This is a genomic window from Paenibacillus sp. FSL R5-0713 (genome assembly GCF_037973325.1).
In the GTDB taxonomy this organism is placed as follows: Bacteria; Bacillota; Bacilli; order Paenibacillales; family Paenibacillaceae; genus Paenibacillus.
Window position 1 is genome coordinate 4,969,665 of record NZ_CP150229.1, and the last position, 20,195, is coordinate 4,989,859.

General features: G+C 44.7%; 20 protein-coding genes. 4 read left to right on the top strand and 16 right to left on the bottom strand.

The window, feature by feature from the left end:
• Positions 1–129: 129 nt before the first annotated feature.
• From MKZ12_RS22145 to MKZ12_RS22170, 6 genes are all read right to left on the bottom strand, one after another.
• Positions 130–3,168, bottom strand: coding sequence for a beta-galactosidase (locus tag MKZ12_RS22145; protein WP_339256722.1), 3,039 nt, complete (start codon positions 3,166–3,168; stop codon positions 130–132).
• A gap of 364 nt (positions 3,169–3,532) precedes the next feature.
• Entirely contained in the window at positions 3,533–5,032 is a 1,500-nt protein-coding gene (locus MKZ12_RS22150) for a glycoside hydrolase (protein ID WP_339256724.1), read from the bottom strand.
• An 87-nt stretch (positions 5,033–5,119) separates the two neighbouring features.
• Positions 5,120–5,965, bottom strand: coding sequence for a carbohydrate ABC transporter permease (locus MKZ12_RS22155; protein ID WP_339256725.1), 846 nt, complete (start codon positions 5,963–5,965; stop codon positions 5,120–5,122).
• Complete coding sequence (locus MKZ12_RS22160) at positions 5,958–6,845, bottom strand: sugar ABC transporter permease (RefSeq protein ID WP_339256727.1); 888 nt, start codon at positions 6,843–6,845, stop codon at positions 5,958–5,960. Before MKZ12_RS22160 ends, MKZ12_RS22155 begins: the two co-directional genes overlap by 8 nt.
• Positions 6,846–6,935: 90 nt before the next feature.
• Positions 6,936–8,201, bottom strand: coding sequence for a sugar ABC transporter substrate-binding protein (locus MKZ12_RS22165; RefSeq protein WP_339256729.1), 1,266 nt, complete (start codon positions 8,199–8,201; stop codon positions 6,936–6,938).
• Between the two features lie 180 nt (positions 8,202–8,381).
• Positions 8,382–9,410: a LacI family DNA-binding transcriptional regulator gene (locus MKZ12_RS22170; RefSeq protein ID WP_339256731.1), complete on the bottom strand. Its 1,029-nt coding sequence runs from the start codon at positions 9,408–9,410 to the stop codon at positions 8,382–8,384.
• A gap of 288 nt (positions 9,411–9,698) precedes the next feature.
• On the opposite strand from MKZ12_RS22170, the gene MKZ12_RS22175 reads away from it, so the two are divergent.
• Complete coding sequence (locus tag MKZ12_RS22175; protein ID WP_339256733.1) at positions 9,699–10,061, top strand: iron-sulfur cluster biosynthesis family protein; 363 nt, start codon at positions 9,699–9,701, stop codon at positions 10,059–10,061.
• Positions 10,062–10,220: 159 nt separating this feature from the next.
• Here the strand turns inward: MKZ12_RS22175 and MKZ12_RS22180 are convergent, their stop codons facing one another.
• Together MKZ12_RS22180 and MKZ12_RS22185 are read right to left on the bottom strand one after the other, a co-directional pair.
• A complete protein-coding gene (locus MKZ12_RS22180; protein ID WP_339256735.1) occupies positions 10,221–10,664 on the bottom strand; it encodes a hypothetical protein in 444 nt (147 codons plus the stop codon).
• Between the two features lie 166 nt (positions 10,665–10,830).
• Positions 10,831–11,118, bottom strand: a complete 288-nt coding sequence (locus MKZ12_RS22185; RefSeq protein ID WP_339256737.1) for an NUDIX hydrolase — start codon at positions 11,116–11,118, stop codon at positions 10,831–10,833.
• A 523-nt stretch (positions 11,119–11,641) separates the two neighbouring features.
• On the opposite strand from MKZ12_RS22185, the gene MKZ12_RS22190 reads away from it, so the two are divergent.
• Positions 11,642–12,169 carry a sigma-70 family RNA polymerase sigma factor gene (locus MKZ12_RS22190; RefSeq protein ID WP_339256739.1) on the top strand — a complete coding sequence of 176 codons (528 nt, stop codon included), beginning with the start codon at positions 11,642–11,644 and terminating at the stop codon, positions 12,167–12,169.
• Positions 12,166–13,320 carry a DUF4179 domain-containing protein gene (locus tag MKZ12_RS22195; protein WP_339256741.1) on the top strand — a complete coding sequence of 385 codons (1,155 nt, stop codon included), beginning with the start codon at positions 12,166–12,168 and terminating at the stop codon, positions 13,318–13,320. The genes MKZ12_RS22190 and MKZ12_RS22195 overlap by 4 nt, the downstream gene beginning before the upstream one ends.
• A gap of 211 nt (positions 13,321–13,531) precedes the next feature.
• Here MKZ12_RS22195 and arr read toward each other — a convergent pair whose 3' ends face one another.
• The 8 genes from arr to MKZ12_RS22235 form a co-directional block, all read right to left on the bottom strand.
• The gene (gene arr, locus MKZ12_RS22200; protein ID WP_339236610.1) at positions 13,532–13,933 is read right to left on the bottom strand and encodes an NAD(+)--rifampin ADP-ribosyltransferase; all 402 of its coding nucleotides are present in this window, start codon (positions 13,931–13,933) and stop codon (positions 13,532–13,534) included.
• Positions 13,934–13,988: 55 nt separating this feature from the next.
• Positions 13,989–14,429 (bottom strand): hypothetical protein, encoded by a 441-nt coding sequence (locus MKZ12_RS22205; protein ID WP_339256743.1) that lies wholly within the window; start codon positions 14,427–14,429, stop codon positions 13,989–13,991.
• Entirely contained in the window at positions 14,430–14,636 is a 207-nt protein-coding gene (locus MKZ12_RS22210) for a helix-turn-helix transcriptional regulator (protein WP_339236614.1), read from the bottom strand.
• 192 nt (positions 14,637–14,828) lie between these two features.
• Positions 14,829–15,545 (bottom strand): class I SAM-dependent methyltransferase, encoded by a 717-nt coding sequence (locus tag MKZ12_RS22215; protein ID WP_339256745.1) that lies wholly within the window; start codon positions 15,543–15,545, stop codon positions 14,829–14,831.
• Positions 15,546–15,650: 105 nt separating this feature from the next.
• Positions 15,651–16,136 carry a hypothetical protein gene (locus MKZ12_RS22220; RefSeq protein ID WP_339256747.1) on the bottom strand — a complete coding sequence of 162 codons (486 nt, stop codon included), beginning with the start codon at positions 16,134–16,136 and terminating at the stop codon, positions 15,651–15,653.
• A gap of 240 nt (positions 16,137–16,376) precedes the next feature.
• Positions 16,377–17,021, bottom strand: a complete 645-nt coding sequence (locus MKZ12_RS22225) for a hypothetical protein (RefSeq protein ID WP_339256749.1) — start codon at positions 17,019–17,021, stop codon at positions 16,377–16,379.
• Positions 17,022–17,148: 127 nt separating this feature from the next.
• Positions 17,149–17,487 (bottom strand): hypothetical protein, encoded by a 339-nt coding sequence (locus MKZ12_RS22230; protein ID WP_339236622.1) that lies wholly within the window; start codon positions 17,485–17,487, stop codon positions 17,149–17,151.
• Between the two features lie 102 nt (positions 17,488–17,589).
• Positions 17,590–18,066: a hypothetical protein gene (locus tag MKZ12_RS22235; RefSeq protein WP_339236624.1), complete on the bottom strand. Its 477-nt coding sequence runs from the start codon at positions 18,064–18,066 to the stop codon at positions 17,590–17,592.
• A 367-nt stretch (positions 18,067–18,433) separates the two neighbouring features.
• On the opposite strand from MKZ12_RS22235, the gene MKZ12_RS22240 reads away from it, so the two are divergent.
• A complete protein-coding gene (locus tag MKZ12_RS22240) occupies positions 18,434–20,113 on the top strand; it encodes a PucR family transcriptional regulator ligand-binding domain-containing protein (RefSeq protein WP_339256751.1) in 1,680 nt (559 codons plus the stop codon).
• Positions 20,114–20,195 lie beyond the last annotated feature (82 nt).

Here is a 20,195-nt window from a genome sequence, read left to right on the forward strand (position 1 = left end):
GTATGTGATGCTGCTTTCTCGACCTAATTTACTTCTCTAAAAAATGCTCCAACTTGAACTCTTCCGGTTCAATTATCGTTCCCCGCCATAGTCCGATATGGGTAAGACAACTACCGACTAATACATGAACTACTCCACCATAACCCACGGATAACGGGATAATGCATCCAGCAGGAAACGTACATGTGTTGGTGTTCTGCCTTCTTCATCGAACAAAAGTAATTCATTCTCTTCCTGTAACCAAGCTACCGGGATCTTGTAATCCTCTTGTGGACCAATCTGCCAGTAACGGCCCAGATGATGGCCATTCAGGTGAATGGTTCCTTTGCTCATTCCGGTCAGACGAAGCATCAAGTTCACCTTATGATGCTCGGATACTACAGGCTTGGTGAAGTGCCAGCGGTACCAGACAGGCTGACCATGCAAGCCTTGTGCTTGAGGAGCATTAGATGTGGGCTGAGACTTCTCGCCCACCGCAGCACTTGAGCCTCCACCGTCTGAGGTATAGGTCACCGGGTTGGCATTCCCATTGCCACTTTTGGCGACACCAGACTGTGCCGTACGCAGGATTGACCCCTGTACGCTAAGTTGAGCCAGTTCTTGCCCTGTTTCAGTGCTCTCCCATTGTTCCGGAAGTAAGGCATCCGTTCCTGCCATACGCCAATCCTTCAGTTCTCCCTGACTTGGATACGTGATCAGTTCCAGTCGGTTCAGTGAGGAACGGCTATACGGCATTTCCAGTGTATTCGTCTCTCCGGGCTTGATATACAAGGAAATGTCTAGTGTCTGGAAGGCAAACCAATCCTGATATCCCTCCATCGGAACTTCAATGCCATTGATACGAAGGCCTTTACTCAAGGCACCCACCAGTATCGCCCGATCCCTACCATCCAGCGTAAAGCTTCTGCTCAGAAGTGGCGCCCCATGTATAGCGTTCACCTCATCGAGATGCACAAGTCTACTCTCCGTATGCCAATCCCGACGAATATCCTGAACCTGGCCACCCAGATACACCGCACCAGCCAGACCTTTGCTCTCACCCAAATACGGAGAGAAGTTCAATCTGCCCATATGCTGCACCAGAATCTGAAGTGTGTTCTTCCCTTGGACTACTTGCAACTGAACTCCTGCGGCACCTACCTGACGAACCAGTACCTGTTGTACTCCATTGACAATAATCCTGGCGGTATCCTGAATATCTGGCAAAATGAGACTGGTCATCCCTTCGGTTGCACTCTCGAAATCGCATTCGTACAATAGATAACCAAAATCTTGTCCATACCGGGAAAAGTCTTCCGGTTGTCCACTCGCCGAGCGTTGCTTCGCCGTTAACGTAATACGAGACAGCTCAGGCGAAGCAGATAACGTCGGCGCACTCGGTGATCTCCACGCAAGCTGCTGCTGTATATCTGCAATAGACTCCTCGCTGGCAAAGAATTCGTGACCTGTTAATGTCCGTTCTCCATCTGTCCAGTCACCAAGCAGCGTAATCGTGCGATCCGGATCCGTGATCATGCCCTTGACCTGACCCGATGGCAACACGTCCACGTCATCGAACCCGATTGCATAACGTAGTCCCTTCTGATTGGTTGCTTCCAATCGCCATGTTCGATTCATCATCTCTTGATCCAGAATGACGAAACGGATCGGTGTGCCGTTTGCTTCCAGTTGGATCATTCCCGGCTCCTGGAAATGGAACAGGTCGAAGCGGTGTACTTTCCTTGCTGAATCATGCTCGACCAGCACTTGCACCGAACTGTCCATGACGTTCAAGTTCACGGCTTCCAATTCAACTATGGAACGCTGCCCTGCTGAGGCCACGATGAACAGGTTCAATTCTCCGTTGATCATTTCATTGCCTGTAATCATCGTGCCCGCAGTCAGGTATACCTGATCCGCAATCTGTACTCGATCCAGCAATGGAACAATCTGTCCCGGATTCAGCGATACGGGAAGAGTACGCCCTTCTTCAAGCGTAATGTGCATCGTCTCGCGTTCATCCTTGTGACTCTCCAGGAACCAAATCTTCTGGTTGTCCGCCTGTCTGCCTCGTACAGATATGCCTTCAGGATGACGTACAACGATCTGTTCTTCTGGAATTTCCTCTGTTTCCATCAGAAAGGCCCCGAAAGCATGGACGAAGTAAGACAGATTTTTGGTTACCGCATATTTCGGTGTCACCCGACCATATTCGTTTAGCGGTGCATCATAGTCATAAGACGTAATCATGAAAATGTCACTGCTACCCATCGTTCTTCCGCCATATCCACCAAAGTTCGTGCCGCCGTAGAACATGTAATAGCTGATTCCGGTATACCCGGCACGCAGAATCTCCATGATGCGTCGTTCCAGCAAAGGCGCCGTCTTCTGAATAGCCGAAGGCCCTCCCCAATTCTCGAACCATCCGGTCCAGAATTCCGTGACCATCTTCGGGGTGTCCGGCTGTTTGGCTCGAAGTTTCTCATAATGCCCGTCAGCACCCGACCAGAAATTAGCCCCTTCAATCGTGCCTTCCGCCCCGCCAACGCATGTAATCAGCGTAGCGTCAATGCCACGTTGCAACAATCCATCCCTCAGCGTATTCATATGTTCACTTGCGGCGGCGTCATCCATCAGGTACTCATACTCATTCTCCACTTGGACGAGAATGACCGTGCCCCCGGCAGATAACTGGCGCTCCCGAATGATCGGCACAATCCGGTCAAAATACAAATTCACATAGTGCAGATACGTCTCATTATTCTCCCGGAACTTCACACCGTCCTTCGTACCAAGCCAGTATGGAAAACCGCCAAAATCCCATTCCGCACAGATAAACGGACCCGGACGCGCGATGACCCACATGCCCAGTTCTGCGCACAGATCCAGAAAAGCCCCACAATCGTTGTCCCCTTCAAAGGACCACTGTCCTTCTTCCGGTTCATGCACGTTCCACGCAAAGTAGGTGTCGATACAGTTCATGCCTGCCAGCTTCGCCTTCAGCAGAACCTCACGCCATTCCTCCTTCGGCATGCGGAAATAATGGATCGTGGCACTGTTCAGAAATACTCGCTCTCCGTTCAGGAAAAAACTGCGTGCATCATATGTTAATTCGGATTGAACACCATTCTCAGCCCTGGCGATGTTCTTCTCCTGTTCCTCAAGCAAAAGGGATGTGTTCTCTGTCAAAGATATCCCCTCCTTCTCTGTATTTATATAAATTGAACTAAAGCTTATTTACACTGCGCACTTCGATGGCAGAATAACCTTCTGATCGCTGTTATCCCCAGATTTTTTGATTTTCTTTTCTCAAAGGGGAAAATCCGGGGATAGCGTATGCTTCCGATGTAGCTTTCTTGCAGAAAGCTTGTAGGCGAGCGCTTCGCTTCTTCAGGTTTTTTCTGTCCTCTCCGTTTGGTGTAACTGTTTAATTCAATTTATATAGTTTCATATGTCCCATGACTTTTTTAAAAATATAAGGCAAATCAAATCCGTTGAACTAAATGACCCTTTACACTGGGTCTACGATGACCTAACAACTTTCCTATCGCTGCTATCTGTTCGCCTGCAACGTTACGCCTTCCAGTACAACTGTTGTGATGGAATTGTCGGCCGTAGGCACTTCAAGTCCGTTGGCATACACCGGAATGTCTTCAAGCTGTTCCATGTTCCGATCCGGCGAAGTCTGATACACCTGCGCGGTGGATGATTTTCCATACGCATACCCTTCCAGTTCAAACGCCGTTGTTCCAGCTGACAATTCATTACGAATCACCAGCACCAGTCGTTGACGTTCTGCGTCATAGGCAGCCAACGTGCGACCATCATCCGTTGGAATAATCGTTGCGCCAGGACGAATGAACTTCGTAAACTGGGCCATGCCATAGTACTGTTTGGTCATCTCATACTGCTCTTCTCCGTTAAAATTGGCGTGAATGAAGCCCCAGTTATTATTGGCGCCTTCATCTTCAACGGCCTGCCAGTATACCCAGGCGGATGGCTGCATGATTTTCAGATCAAACATGATGCGCTCTGCGAGTTCCTGCACTGAGGTCATGTCCTCATGACTGTGCGGCTCGCTGCCGCCTGTTCCGTACTCGGACATCCACAGCTTCTTGCCATGGCCTTCTGCCAGCGTGCGCAGCTCTTCCATTTTGCTACCATTATAGGAATGGGTATTGATCTGCTGGATTACGTCCAGTGTGTCCTGGTCATAGAGATTGAAATTGAACACCGTCTCATCAATGCTGTTATCGTCTGCGGCACTAATGACGGTTCCATCCAGCCCTTTGCTCTTCAGCGATGCAGCAACTTTTTTGATAATCTCGGCCTGCTTCTCATTGGTAAAATGACTGCCTTCCTGCATATTGCCTTTCTTCCACCAGTCGGAGGAAGGTTCATTGAGCGGATTCAGGGTGCGGAAAGTAATCCCCCACTCATCCCGATAATGCTTCACAACTTCCGTCAGATAATCGGCAAACGCATCATACTGGTCGTCACGCAGGTTATTGCCGCCATCCACGGCTCCAGTGACCGATCCACTAATAGTCATCCAGTAGGGTGGTGAATTGGAGAAGGCTTCCGCAATATTCACCCCGCGCTCCATCGATCTCTGTAATACAGCACGCTGGCCTGCATCGGCCTCCCAGTCCCACTCTCCAGGTTCAGGCTGGAAGCCGGGTACGTCCCCACCGGGACGAAGGGCTTTCATCTCCGGATTTTCCTCACCGCCGATATTGTACCGAACGATGTTCAGACCTAAGCCTTTCTCCGGATCAAAGACCAGATCCATCACTTCACTCACTTTCGCCTGATCCTTCCATCCCCCAAGATCGTTGGCCCACCAAGCAAGTGATGTGCCCCAACCTTCAAAATGATCGTAGGACTGATCCAACTTCAGACGTACAGGTTCCTCTTGGAATACAAGTGTTTTGGATGATTCATTGGCAAAATGATTGATAACAATTCCTCCTCCTGCCAGCAGGGCAACCAGGGCCACACCCATGAGGATGTAACTCCGTTTGCTCCTGCTGCGTTGTTCTTTATGCGCCATGGGCTAAACAATCCTTTCTCCATGTACGTTAATGACTTCATTCGCCTTGAACAACAGGTTCAATGCATACACACTACACACCTTCTGTTACTTGATTCCGCTGCTTCCGCCGCTAATGTTCGCTTCATAGACATAACGCTGTCCGAACAGATACACCATTACCATCGGAATGGTGAGGAACAGGGAGGCAATCATCACGAGGTTCCATGGCGGCATCTGTCCGCCACCTACTGTAGTCAACAGCTGCACACCGAGTGCAAGCGGCATTTTCTCCGGGTCATTGATATAGATGAGCGGCCCCATGAAGTTCCCCCAGTTATAGGAGAATGAGAAGATCGCAATAGCCGCCAGAATCGGATAAGTTAGTGGCATAATAATCTTCCAATAGATCCCCGGATGTCCCATGCCGTCAATCATGGCGGCTTCATCCAGTGATTTGGGGATACTCATGACAAACTGCCGAATCAGGAATACGTTGAACGCTCCGGCGAAGAAGCTCGGTACGATCAGCGGGTAGAATGTATTAATCCAGTCCAGATGACGGAAGATGATGAACTGCGGTACCATCGTCACCTCACCCGGAATCATCATCGTACTGAGCAACACGATAAACAGGAAACGGCTGCCTTTCGCTTTGATTCGGGCAAAGCCGTAAGACACGATGGAAGCTGACAATACCGATCCAACAATCGTAAAGATGGTAATAATGACTGAGTTTTTGAGATACGTTCCGAGATTGTTATTCGTGAAAATCGTATAAAAGTTCGACCACTGGAACTCCATTGGAACGAAGGTAAAAGCTGATTTGACGGTTGTTGCGTCACTTGCCAGTGCAATGGAGATCATGTACAGGAAAGGTGAAGCAAGCAGCACCCCGACCAGAATCAGAAAAATATAGGATATCGTCTTCTCCACAGTCGATGGATTACTCATTGGCTTTTCCCTCCTCGTAGTGCACCCATAGCGCCGATGAACGGAATACAACCAGTGTCAACGCCATGATGATGATGAATAGTACCCAGGCAATCGCCGATGCATATCCCATTTTGTAGAACTGGAATGCATTCTGGAACAGGTAAGGAACGACCATCTGACTTGAATTATCAGGTCCTCCGGCAGTGACGATGAAGACCTGCGCGAAGGTCTGGAGCGCCCCGATCATGCCGGTCACGAGATTGAAGAAAATAACGGGAGTCAGCATCGGGAATGTAATATGGAAGAACGATTGTGTGCTTTTCGCACCATCGATGGCTGCGGCCTCGTACAGTTCCTGCGGAATGCCTTTCATCCCTGCAAGCAGCAATACCACGCCGCCTCCTACACCCCATAAGGACATGAGAATCAATGCAGGCTTAACCCAGTTGGGATCAAGAAGCCAGGCAGGACCCTCAATACCAAAGATCGCGAGTGCCTGGTTGATCAATCCTTCCGTCGGTGCAAGCAAGTGAATGAAGAGTAATGAACTTGCAACCACCGGAACGACGGAAGGCAGGTAGAATAGAATCCGGAAGAAAGTAATCCCTTTGATCTTCTTGTTCAGGTAATATGCAATCCAGAGCGAGATCGACATGCCCAGTGGAATGGATATCAGCGCATAGAAGAATGTATTGCCGACGGATTTCCAGAAGATCGGATCATCGGTCAGCAACATTTTGTAATTGTCGATACCGATGAATTCAGGGGACTGGAACAGATCCCAATTTGTGAAGCTCATATAGATGGAAAACAGGATCGGACCCAGGGTCAGCCCCAGGAACCCGATCAGCCAAGGCGAGATGAAGATGTAGAACCATTTCCCGTCCTTTTTTCTCACGTTAAGCCCTCCCATGACGCAGAGAGCAGATGGAACCCGCAATCATGCCGAATTCCACCTGTCCTCCTGTCGATGCTATTTGAACAACCTCTATTTGTAGAGTCTTTCCAGTCCACTTTGGATTTCAGTAACGGTATCATCAAGTGAAGCTTTGTTGTTGAAGTACACACCCAGCTTGTCGTTAATCAGCTTCATCATTTCGTTCCATTGCGGATTGAACGGTTCTGCATAGATCGTTGATTCACTGAACGCAGCCATGTTGATTTTCTTGCCGCCATATTCAGCATTCAGGAATTCATCACTGGACAGACCGGCTTTGGTTGCGGGAGCATCCTGACCGGCTTTGACCATTGGCATCTGTGCTTCTGGTGTCGTCAGTGCTTCAATAACTTTGAATGCCTCTTCCTTGTGTTTGGAAGCGTTGGTAATCGTTAAACCGTTGAAGAATGCGTTCGTTTCGCCCCATACCGGTGAGATATCCCAGTTGATGCCTTCGACCTTAGCAAGTGAACCAATGTTCCAGAAACCGGTTGTTTCCATGGCGATCTTGCCTTGTGCAAACAGCGGATCGGCTCCGATATTCCCCATGTCGGCAATCTCGGTTGGCGTTGGTCCTGCACCGTGGGTGAAGGTCAGATCATTCATGAATTGCAGTGCTTTACGCACTGGCTCCGTATCGAAAGTTGGTTTGCCACTCTCATCGAACAACGAACCACCATTCTGGTAGATGAGCTGCATCCATTGTGGCCACCAGCTACCTGGATAGTAGCCCCACTGAACTGTTTTGCCATTCTCTTTCACCGTCAGCTTCTGAGCAGCTGCCATCAGATCGTCCTGCGTCCAATCTTTGGTTGGGTATTCCACCCCGGCTTTGTCAAACAGATCTTTGTTATAAAAGAGGACCATCGCGCCTGCACGATCCGGCAAACCGAATTGCTTGCCATCATACTTCATCAGGTTCGCAATATCATCGGAATAACGCTCTGACATGTTCACATTGTTCGCCTTGATCATGTCATCCAGCGGTATAATCTGATTCTTGGAGGCGTAGGCCTGATAGTTCTCGGCAATCATCATAATGTCAGGTGCCGTTCCTCCGGCGATCATGGTCTGTACCTTCTGGTCATAATCTCCTGCAACCACGTTGAGTTTCACACTAATATCAGGATACGTCTGCTTCACAATATCGAGTCGTTCCTGATAAATTTTCTTCTCATCCTCTGAGCCCCAGATCGTCATGCTCAAATCTACCTTGCCACCGGACTCGCCGGAGGAACCACTTTTACTGCTACAGGCTGTCAGACCCATTACCATGACCAACATCAATAACGAAATGACCTTTAAACTTCTTCTCATACGTTACGCCCCCTTGAACTAATGAATGGATGACCACACTGAAACCCGTTTCATGAAATGGGTTTCATTAAGCTGAAACATAAAACCCGTTCCACTTTATGAAAGGGGTTTCATTCACGCACTCATTATATTTCACCCTTCGAGGAAATGTCAACGCTTTCTTTTCCAATTACAGGCCCTTTATCTTGCAGCAGGTCCTGTACTTTGACGCACTATTAGCTCCGGTCGCAGAATAATCTGCTTCTTCGGTTTGCCTTGGTTAATCAGCTCATGCAGCACGTCCACAGCCTGTTTGCCAAGCTGATATGTGTTCTGGGATACGGTCGTCAGTTCCGGTATAACCGCACTGGCGAGAGGTGTATCATCAAAACCCACAATGGATATATCCTTTGGAATGGAGAGCCCGTGCTCAATCGTCGACTTGATCGCACCAATGGCTGTGTTGTCATTCACACATATGACCGCGGTTGGCGGATTGTCCCGATCCAGCAGTTTGGACATTTCCCTTTTGCCATCGTCGATGGAGAAACTTCCGAGCAGCTGCCGTTCTTTCGGTATTTCGAGCCCATGCTCCCGAAGTTTCTTCTGCACCGCTCTGACCTTGACCATGGTGGTGGATAACTCTTTCAGCCCGCCGACAAAGGCGATATCACGATGCCCCAGTTCAAGCAAATGCTCAGCTGCAAGGGCCGCCCCTGCTCCTTCATCGGTATATACCCGGTGGAATCCGCCTTTGGCAATATTGCCATTGACCAGCACGATCGGCATGCGTTTGCCCATATCAATCAATTCCTGCGCCATGTCATCCGGACAGACTTGCATGTTGATTCGCCCGCCGAGAAAAATAATCCCGTCTACCCGCTTTTCTCGCAAGATGGACAAATATTCAGATTCCCTGTTGTAGTCGCCTGCGGTATTGCAGAGAAAGAACGTGTATCCTAACCCGCGAGCTTCATTCTCCGCGCCCCAGAAGACTTCCGGGAAAAAGGGATTCGTAATGTCCGGCAGGATGATGGCGATGGTACCCGTCTCTTTCTTGATCAGACTGCGCGCTTGCGCATTGGGCTGAAACTGGTGTTTTTCGATGATGGACATAATCTTCTCTCGGGTGCTTGCACGCACAGGTGCCGTATCATTCAGCACTCGGGAGACTGTCGCTACAGATACGTTTGCTTCTTTGGCGATGTCGTATATGGTGATCGGTGTCATAGCGGAACCTTCCTTTTTCTCTAATTTTCCCTATTTTCCCTGCTTATCATACCAGATAAGGAATGGCGATGAAATGGGTTCCATTGAGGGGCGAATGATTTTATACTGGACCATTAGCACTTCGGGATATGACATTATGTGTGAGTTGTTGAATGCGTTACGCTTTAGCGTCATTATTTTTACAGGACATGTTTGCTTTTCTTTAATTCACCTTCTAATCTGCTTTTATGGCCCATATATTAAAATGTAAGCGAATTCAATGGGGATTAGAGGAGTGTGAACGACGTCATGATCATTCAAGTCAGTCCGCTGGCAGAAGCAAGACTTACTGAAAAGCTGGGAGATCGACCAGGCTATTTCAAATTGTTTTATGATACCGATGGATGCGGTTGTGACGGAATTGCGGTACTTCTGATCTTAAACGAACCGGATAGCGATGATGTTACTGTAGAAGCGGGTTCGCTTCCATTTGTCATCAACAAACAGCAGCAGATTTACTTCGAACCCTGTCTGCGTCTACAATCCGAGCACAGTTTCCCTTCGTTCCGACTTAGTAGCGATTCCATGATCTACGGCAGCAACGTCAAAGTCCATGATTTACGAGATACCGCAGACGTAACCCCTCAACCCACCGGATGGTTTATACGATAAACGTTGAATTAGCGCTATAATCAAAACCTCCCAATCCCATATACTCCGTGGGACGGGAGGTTTTTTATGAATTACGAATTCAGAATCTGGAATAAAATACCGTTTTCGTAGACATTTCATTTTGAGTTGACCTTCTCAATCCGTTCGATATTACCAAAATTACTTCACAAGAATTTCAATTGGATCCATGGTTAATTCGATATCCGCGGTCATATCCACATAGAGATTTTGTTTCCCTTTTTTGCTCACCATGAATTCATCTTCGACCTCAATCACTTGACCTGTCTTAAATTCAGTATAGTACCCCACATCCGCATAGCTGCGTTCCTCCTCACTACCGGAAAAGAAAAAACGAATGATTGGTTTTCCATGGGTAACTTCAACGGGTTTGATACCTGTATATTCTAATGTCCCTTTTACTTTCATTGTCTCACCCGTGCCTATAACAGTTGGTGTTGTGACTTCGAGAACAAAATCAGATGCGACTACACGTTTAGTAACTGTATCTTCAAGTTTCTCTGTTGATGAACAACCGGATAACATCATGAATACCACTGAGACCAACATTAAGATGCTATTACTCATTTTATTAATAGTAATCACCCCTCTCATACTCTAACGAATGATATATGGAGAGGGTTGCTCAATACGTTCATTGATTTCCCTGCAATATTGCTTACTCTTAGTTCAATCATGTATCACACGAATTCAATTAACTTCCTATCTATTTCTGCGATATCACCAATCTCGGATGTGCCATCCCAAAGGATTATTGAAGAAGCTTCATCGTTTTCAACAAAATATCAAGTTGGCACAGTTCACCCATGAACAGAGCTCCATACTCTGTCCTTTCCGGTCCATGAAAACTTGGCTGGAGTCTAAACTTCATTAGCCCTTTGAATTCAGCTGTATCCAGAATTTGATTGGTTTCCTCATACAATTCTCTAATTACACATTGCTCCGCATGCTCTCCGGCTTCAATAATCCCCCCAGGAAGTTCCCAGTTTTTTCTCCACTTATTATGCATGAATAGATACTTTCCTTGGCACTTTACCACAATTAGAGCATGTGTTAGTGGAGCATCCAGTTTACTTGTAATGACCTTTCGTACTCGATACGAATAAATTCCAAAAAAATGTTACCTCTTGAATCTGTCATGATTGCCATTTACATTCCTCCATTTCTTGTGAACAAAAATAAAAAAACGCGCAAGACCTAAGTCCTGCGCGTTCATAACACAGGATGGGAAGCGCGAATAGCATTAGACCATTCTCTTAATCATCGATATATGGAAATAATACCCACTATTACACTTTAGAGTCAAGTATATAATTTTGCTCATTTACCTATATCGTAACTCTTGGATAATCACATCGTTTAGCGAAAATCCAAAAAAAGCGACTTTCGATAAACCTAGGCTCAACAACATCCCGGGTCAAAGTTACGGGTATTTGTCTCATAAACGGGATGAATTACTAGAATACGTTTTTTTCATGTAACCTTTCATCTACCTACTCGATCTAATATATAAGTAACGTTACGAACATTCTAATACTTTTAGTAAGAAAGCAGGTGAACCCTTGCATACAGATTCTATTGTCGTCAAAGCCAAAGCTGGGGATCCTGAAGCATTCGTGCAGTTAATGTTAGAGATGGAATTACCTTTATATAGAACTGCAAGGTCCATCGTCAACAATGACGAAGATTGTGCAGATGCCCTGCAGGAGACAATGCTTAAAGCCTTTAAGTCCATCCACACACTCAGAGAGCCCGCTTTTTTCAAAACATGGATCTTCCGGATTCTGATTAATGAATGCAACAGAATGGTCAAAAGCAGCTCCAGAACGCTTCCTTACGGAGAGCTTCCCGAAGTCACTTCCAATTCCAAGGATTATGAGAAAATCGAATTATGGGATGCCGTTCAACATCTGGAGGAAAATCTGCGGACTGTGATTCTCCTTCATTACCTACAGGACATGCCGATCAGCCAAATTTCCGACATTCTCGAAATTTCTAAGGTAGCCGTGAAGACCCGGCTGCATCGCGCCCGTAAAAAGCTAAAACATTCATCTCTAATCAATCAAGAAAAAGGAGTTGCGACATCGTGAACACTAAGTTAGAAGAACAATTAAAGAGCTGCCAAAGCCTACTTCCCAATCAGTTATCGGATGTTGCCCGCTCCAAGATGAATGAGACTTACCAAATCATCAGAGAAACCAATAATTCCGTTTCCTCGATTGAGCGAAAAACAAATGGTTCAAGAACTTTTAATAAATGGTGGGTTTCCACTGCAGCCGCTGCATTCCTTGGAGTGACACTCATCGCTTCCGGCTTTGTATCGCCCGCAATGGCTGATGCTCTCAAGCAAATTCCGGTCCTAGGACAAATCTATTCATTATGGGGAAAAAACAACTTAGATCCTGGTCTTCAACAAGCTGATGATTTCATCACTAAGGTCAACCAAAGCGTGACCCATGGCAACGTGACTATGAATATTCCAACGTTGTTATTTGACGGAACCCGCATTCTTATGAACGTAACCACTCCTGGAAATCACCTGGATTCGGAGCCCAATTCGCTGTTTTCTGATGCCAATAGAGGGGCAGTGGATACGTTAGAGGTTCTCTATAAAGGCCAGCCTCTGAGCTGGAATTCCGATTTTATGGATGGTAAGGATGCTTCCAGCTTAATCGTTCAGGTTACCAACACTACTGTCACAGACCAGAATGTCCAGTTCCCTGATCAGTTTGACTTGAGTGTAAATGTAACGTTAAAGGGTTACGATGTCCCGTTCCAATTCGTTCTGCCTGTTACAAAAACTACGCCCGTTACCGTTCTCACTTCAAAGGAGACCAAGCATCATGATAACATTAACTTGCAGATCAGTAAGCTGGAAATTACCCCTATCACAACGCAGTTATTCGTTGAGTACAAAACCAATCCGGGCCAGAGCATAGAAAAGATGCTCGCTTCTATCCCTTCGGAATACAAGGGTGCTAACGGGGGAATCATCGCTCTTCAATATGATATTGTGGATGAACATGGCGTTCAACTGAAGCCCATCGGTTCTCACCCCATTAGCGAATCTTATAATATTCGCTTTGAACCCTTCAAGACGCTACCGCGTACCGTAACCATTAAACCTTACTTAGTCGTATCCGAAGGTCAAGCCCCAACTGGGGTTATAGGACAGTGGGAAGACAAAAGTATGGTGAAGAAATACATCCCTGAGCTAGAGACTGTACTTTCTGTGCAATAGTGCAGCTGTAAAAAGAACCTTTTTATCTAGGATTAAAAAGGGTTTGCAAACCCACAAAAGACGAAGCCGTAAATGGTTTCGTCTTTTTATTTAAATGAATTTAACCCTTGTTTGATTACTTTTATACTATGCTGCACTAACCTGTCCGTTATTTCAAAAAAAAAGCAGCCGATCACATGGATCAGCTACTTTTTATGTGTTAATAGTTAGATTAATTTAGAATCTCACCTTTATCTATTTTCGCCAGGCGTTTATGCCAAACTGCGAGTTGTTCAGGCGTTTGTCGCACCCAATCTTTCACTTCGCCAACAACTTTTAGTGGGGCTTTGCTGCGATATGATCGCGTCGGATTACCTGGGAATTTCTTATCCGTCACATTTGGGTCATTCTCCCATTCCCCTGTTGGTTCAACAAGATACACGCGCGGTTCACCACCGCCTTTTGCCAACTCCGCAGCTAACCCAGCCCCATCACGTAAAGCTGTAAAATAAATGTGATTCATCACAACATCCGGATTGTAATTTGAGCGAAAGCCAGCTGTGAGCAAGTCACCAATCTGCAAATCTGCTCGTGTCCCATGATAAAAAGGACCTTTGTCAAGAATTTCAGCCATCTCGCCACCACCCCCAAATTTAGTAAGATACTCTATTTTATCACGAACCTGCCTCTTAGATTTTTCTCGTGTAATACATCCATAGTGCCAAAAATACGATTAAAACAAATAATAAACAAGTTAGTAAGGTGTAAAATACCATGGGATTAAAGAAACCGGCAATCATGGAGGCTATGCCCAGACTAATAAGAATAATTGCTACGCTAAGTGTGCCTGCATTCTGGAGTATTGTAACACTCCGCTCGTCATTCTCCTCAATAAACTGCTTCTTCAACTCGGCTTCATTTTTGCTGGCTTTTATATACCTGACGAGAAAATAAGTGACGGCCACTTCAACCCCGATAAAAGCTCCTGTATGAAATCCCTTTATAAAACTAGGCAGAGCGGGCAGTCCACCTCTGTAAAATATAAGTCCTACATAGATCAATATCGTAGCAGCAGCTACCAGTGACAGTGCGTTTTTGCGAGTTTCTACTTTAATCTTGAACTTGTCCACTTATATCTCCTCCACTTCGCTGAAATCAAAAACTTCTTCAATAGCGAGTCCAAAAAAATTCGAAATTTTGTAAGCAAGAATAAGGGAAGCCGTATACTTTCCCCTTTCTAGAGAAGTGATGGTTTGCCGGGTAACACCTACAATTTGTCCCAACTCTTCCTGTGACAGTTTATGCTGCTTACGCAGTTCTGCAATTCTTGTCTTCATGTAATCACGTCCTTGCAATGTTTACTTTGCATTTTTAGCATAGTTGACTTTGCATTTTGTGTCAAGTTAACTTTGCATTCTATATGAATTAACCCGCCCTTTATTTGAAAAAAATAAAAATAAACAGCTGATCACATGGATCAGCTGCTTTCTGACATTTAAGGAGTGCTAATATGTTGTATTCTAATGTCTCTATTTTACACAGTGAAAAATAAAGGATCGACTTTTAGAATTTGCGTGTTTAAAATCCCAATCGCCATATGTTTCAATTTTCGAAAACCCTGTTTGTTTCAGCGACTCATCCAATTCTTCTTGATTTCGAAATCTGATCTGCATTTTTTCATGAACTAGGACTTCGTCTGTTTTTGTATTTTTCACAGTTTCATAGAAAGTATAGATATCTCCCTCAAACCCTTCATATTCTGTAGAGATTTCAAGAGGGTCTCCACTTCGCATATCTTTAGCTAAGTCCGGCGTCCCGTCCTTCTCCCACTCTTCCCACGCTTTAACCAACGGGTTTCTAATATCAAAAATAAAGTGGCCGCCAACGTTTAGGGATCGAAATACGTCTGAGATTACTTTCTTCCAACTATCATCAGTAAGAAATACCTGTGCCACATTGGCAGTCATAATAACCGCGTCATTGGTATTGGTTTGTAAATTTGAGCTATCTCCTACAATCCAATTCACTTTGCCTGCATTATCTTTAATTCTCGCTACTTCAATTGCTTCTTCATGGGGATCAATAGCTGTAATTTTATAACCGTACTGAACAAGATGAGTCGTCCATCTTCCTGTTCCGCAGCCTAAGTCAACGATAGACTCTACTTTTAATTTATTTAGTAAGGCAAGGAAAAACTCGTCGTCTTTTCCCCAATGGTTAATCTGGTCATATACTAATGGAATCATAGATGTTGTTCCCACTTTCTGTAGCATTTTTATTAGTTCATCAGATAAGAAAGGGTTTAGTCAATTAGTGTCCCAGCAATTCTTAATTGATTTATGTATTACCTTTCAACTTTGTTCGGATGATCCCCATACTTCCCCATCAACGCGATAACCGCCACCGTTCCATTGAAGCAAGTAGCCTCCAGTACTCATTCCCTGTGTGAAACCTTCTTTAACATTTATCCACTCTAAAGATTCCCCGGGAGCAATCGTTCTAGCGAAATACACTTTACTAGTATCTAAGTGCGTCAAACTAACATTGACTTCATGGCTACTATTGTTCTTCATAAGCAGTTTTATATGTACAAATTCCGGATTAATGGAAAAGGGTTGCTGCACCGTAGCGCCTCCAGAAGCAATAAAGTGGGAGGGTTTGCTCTCTTGTTCGCTTAAAGAATTAGAAAGGGTTGCACTTTGGGACTGACTTGATAACACACTAGATGTTTGAGTATCTAAATTCTCTTGAGTTGGACTTGTTGAATCACAGGCAGTTAGGGCCACTGTTGTTAAGGCTAATGTTACAACAATATAAAATAGTCTCTTTTTCTTCAATACTTCATCCCTCATATTCTTTTATTTAGTTATTCTTGAACCTGTAAAAAATCACTTGTGACTAACAACGCTATTAATTAGTCAAAAAGTTACACTTGTAATTCGCAAGATGACATTGAGTTAACCTGCCCGTCACCTGAACAAAAGCAGCCGATTGCTGTTTTCTGTGGTTTATTGAGCTATCGTATTCCCTTAGTGTAACAAATGACGACTGGGACTGATATCATTAACAATTCAGTATCATTTGAAACCGAAATGCCTTTCAACTTCTAATAACATCTGCTCTTTATTGGACTGAGATGTTCTTATAAAGCATTTTAATTGATACTGCTCTGCTTGTTGCAGATAATGATTCGATGCTCTAACCACTGTGTTTAATGTTTCGTCCCGTGCACGTTGTGGATCTGATAAATTAGGAAACAAACCCTCCATGCCCCTCAGATGATCTCGATCTAAATAATCCGCACGAATGAGGTCATCTTCTGCAAACATATAAATAACTCGGTTGGGGTCAGCAATCTCCCTTAGATAAGCAGGTTCCATAAAAGTATCTACTACGATTGGCTTCTCTTTCCCCATCTGTAACAAATCCAAGATGATAAATTCCACACTCTCGTCAAACACGGAATTTAACCAGTGACTTCTATCATTCCCTCGTCCTAAAAAGAACCATTCCCAATCAATAAAATGTCGTAATATGGCGGGATGATCCTGCGGATTAGCCTTTTTTTGATAATCAAACGTGTGATCATCTGAAGAATAATAATTCATATCCCATTTTGAAGAAAGTAACTCTGTCATCGTGCTTTTTCCGCCGCAAGGGCCTCCACATATCCAATAAACATGATCTAAATATTGTCTTAATAGTCGGTCTGAAATTTTCATAGTATGAACATCTCCTAGTATAAGATTATTTTCTTATAAGAGAGAATGTCTCTTGTCCTATTTGCACTAAATGTCCAAGTAGCTGGCATTTTTACACCGCCTTTCCTAACTTCCTTTTATGACAAATTTATTCCTCTGATTCGCTTTTCACAAAATAATTACCATGAGAAAAAATTTGTTTGGTATCGGCCGTTAAATGATCTAAGTTATCAACCGTTTCCTTCTCGGTAATGTAGGGATCTTTCTCGGTTACCCTTTCAAATGTTCCAAAAGAAGTCGTTATACCACTGACATTTTCTAAAGCTCTATTTATTTCCTCTTCTGATAATGTTACTGCTGGACCAAAATCTGGATAGTTTGGGTTATCCGCTGTAGCTTCATCATAAAAATTACTCGCATAAATACTTAAAGCAGTCACTGCCGAAACAGTCATTATCGATGCCGTACTAACCAATAATTTTTTCATTGGATGTCACTCACTCCTCAATCGTTTCTATAGTATGCATTCATATATCCATTGCCTTCTAGTTCAAGTGGGCCTATGTTTGGTAGAAGACAGGTACAACAACTAATGATCTGTATACTGCATAGCGTGAATCGGTGTACCTTTCGTGACTTCACCTGTCCATGTATTGATTTCTAGTGGCTCTACTAAAACCTTCCATCCATTTCCGCTTTTGAAAATTTTATATGGGAGTGGCGGTGACTGTTCATAGTCTTGTCCTGCATACTTTTGAACGACATAAAGTTGAACTTCATCCGTATTGATTTGTTTGCTCTCCACAATCTCATACCCTGTAGTTGGATTGGTCTTCAAGTCCTTTACATATCCTTCTTCACGACTCTTCTCATCCAAATAATTTGTATCTTTAGCATAGAACATCATCCCTTCTACATCCTTAGCAATGTAAGCATCAAAGTACTCAGTTGCGGCTTCCATCGGAGTTTGGGCTATGACTCTTTCCGCAGTTGTAGTCGATGCAACTAAAATAGAACTAGCAACAACACTGGCAAGTAGAAGCAATACTAATCCTTTTCCTTTCATGGATCGAGAACTCCTTTTTAGTGATAGAATTGTTAATAGTTATCAAATTTTCTTTATATCTATTTAGTATAACGCATTGAATTATTGGAAAGTTTTTATATTTATGAGAAATTTGTTTGCATTGGATTTCCGAAAGCTATCGACATCATTCGATGATCACCGAATCAGGCAACTGCTGATCCTCCTTATCTTATGTAACTTTACCTCACGCATTTTAATAGAAACACACCTAATCCACCTCAGCATTTTGTACAATCTGCTTAAAAAATCAATATCATTTAGCCTCTTTATCCAAACTTTTCTTTACGCCCACCTCACTTAATGTTAGATTTTATAACATATAATAACGAAAGCGAGTGGGTTGAAGATGGATCTGCAACAGTTATTGACTATCCCCATCCTATCCAAAGCGAAGGTAATTGCCGGACATCGCGGCCTAGATCGTTTGGTGCAATCGATTAATATTATGGATGCCCCAGATATTGTACAATTCCTGAAACCCGGAGATATGCTGCTGACCAACGGTTATATTCTGAAAGACCGCCCCGATGCTCATCTTGGATTCATTACCGACATGCATGCGATCGGTTGTGCAGCGCTTGCGGTCAAGACACAGCGCTTCTCTCTTGAATTATCTCCACAACTGCTTGAGACAGCCGACAGGCTGGGCTTCCCAATCATCGAGCTGTCGGAGATCGACAATACACTCGGTGAAATATTTCAACAATCGATTAGCGCCATCCTTCAGAACAAAACCCATGAGCTTCACTACGCCTTATCTATTCACAAACAATTTTCCACGATGATTATGCAAGGAAAAGGTATACCCAACATCGTAGATACGTTGTCTCAGTTACTCTCTTCACCCGTTCTTCTGCTTGGTTCCAAGAAACAGATTACGGCAAGCTCCCATTATGCACAACAGATGGATGACCAGTCTCTCGCAGGGCCCTTACTGTCATTTATAGATGAGCACCCTTCCTTCCATACCGCAATCTCGATCTGCCTGCTTACTGCTGATACATATCGACACGCCGAGCTTCATCCCATCTTCACGGATCGGCACGAGGGCTATTTGATCGCACGATACGATAGTTCCGCAAGTTCTAAACTCTCCACTCTGGCACTGGAGCAAGCCGTCAATGTAATCGGTCTGGAGTTAACCAAGAAGCAAGCGGTCAAAGAGCGTTCCCGTCGTTACAAAAATGAATATTTCTCCGATCTCATTCAAGGCTTCATTCGTTCGGAACAAGAAGCGTTGCATCGCGGCAAGAAATACGGGCTGCATGCAAAAGGAAGTTCCGTTCTCATCATCGCCAAGATGGATGAACCTTTACCGAACAAACCTAATCACATTCTCACTCCCTCAGGAGAAGAGCGGTTCATCTCGGAACGAGACGCTAATTACGAGTTGATTAAGCAGGAGTTCGCCAGACTGGATATCTCCTTCGTCATGTTCACCAAAAACGACCAGTTTGGTATACTCGTCTTTTTGAACGAATCGTCTTGGGACGAACACACCGTTACTCAGCAACTTGAGCGAATCGCAAGCAATCTGTATACGGAGTCGCAGCTCAGCTTATCCTTCGGAATAGGCAATCCCTATACGAATGTATTGGATATCGGACTCTCCTATAAGGAAGCAGTCAAGGCGCTTCAATCCGGCTATCAGATGCGAAAGACCCGCTTCGCCCATTCCTATCAGACGATGGATATAAGTCGCCTGCTGCGTATGATTCCCCACGATGAAATGTTGCAGTTCCATCAAGAAACCTTTAAACCCTTCGAAGGCCGAGATCCAAACGAGCGCAGCGAACTTATGAAGACCTTGTCCTCCTTCTATGAGAATCATTGCCAGATCGTCGATACAGCGAAAGAACTGTTTGTACATCGCAATACAGTGATCTATAGGTTGGAAAAATGCGAGAAACTAACCGGCCGAAACATCAAGGACCCGATGGAGAGCCTGCGCTTTCGACTTGCCTTTGCACTTGAGTCCCTTCTGAAGCTTAATCCACCTCCCAGTGAAGTTAATCATACGTCTTGAACCCAGAACGTGTCATATATAATGACACGTTCTTTTGTTTTTCTTTTCATATCCAATCTTCAATTGTTCATTTTAACTGATT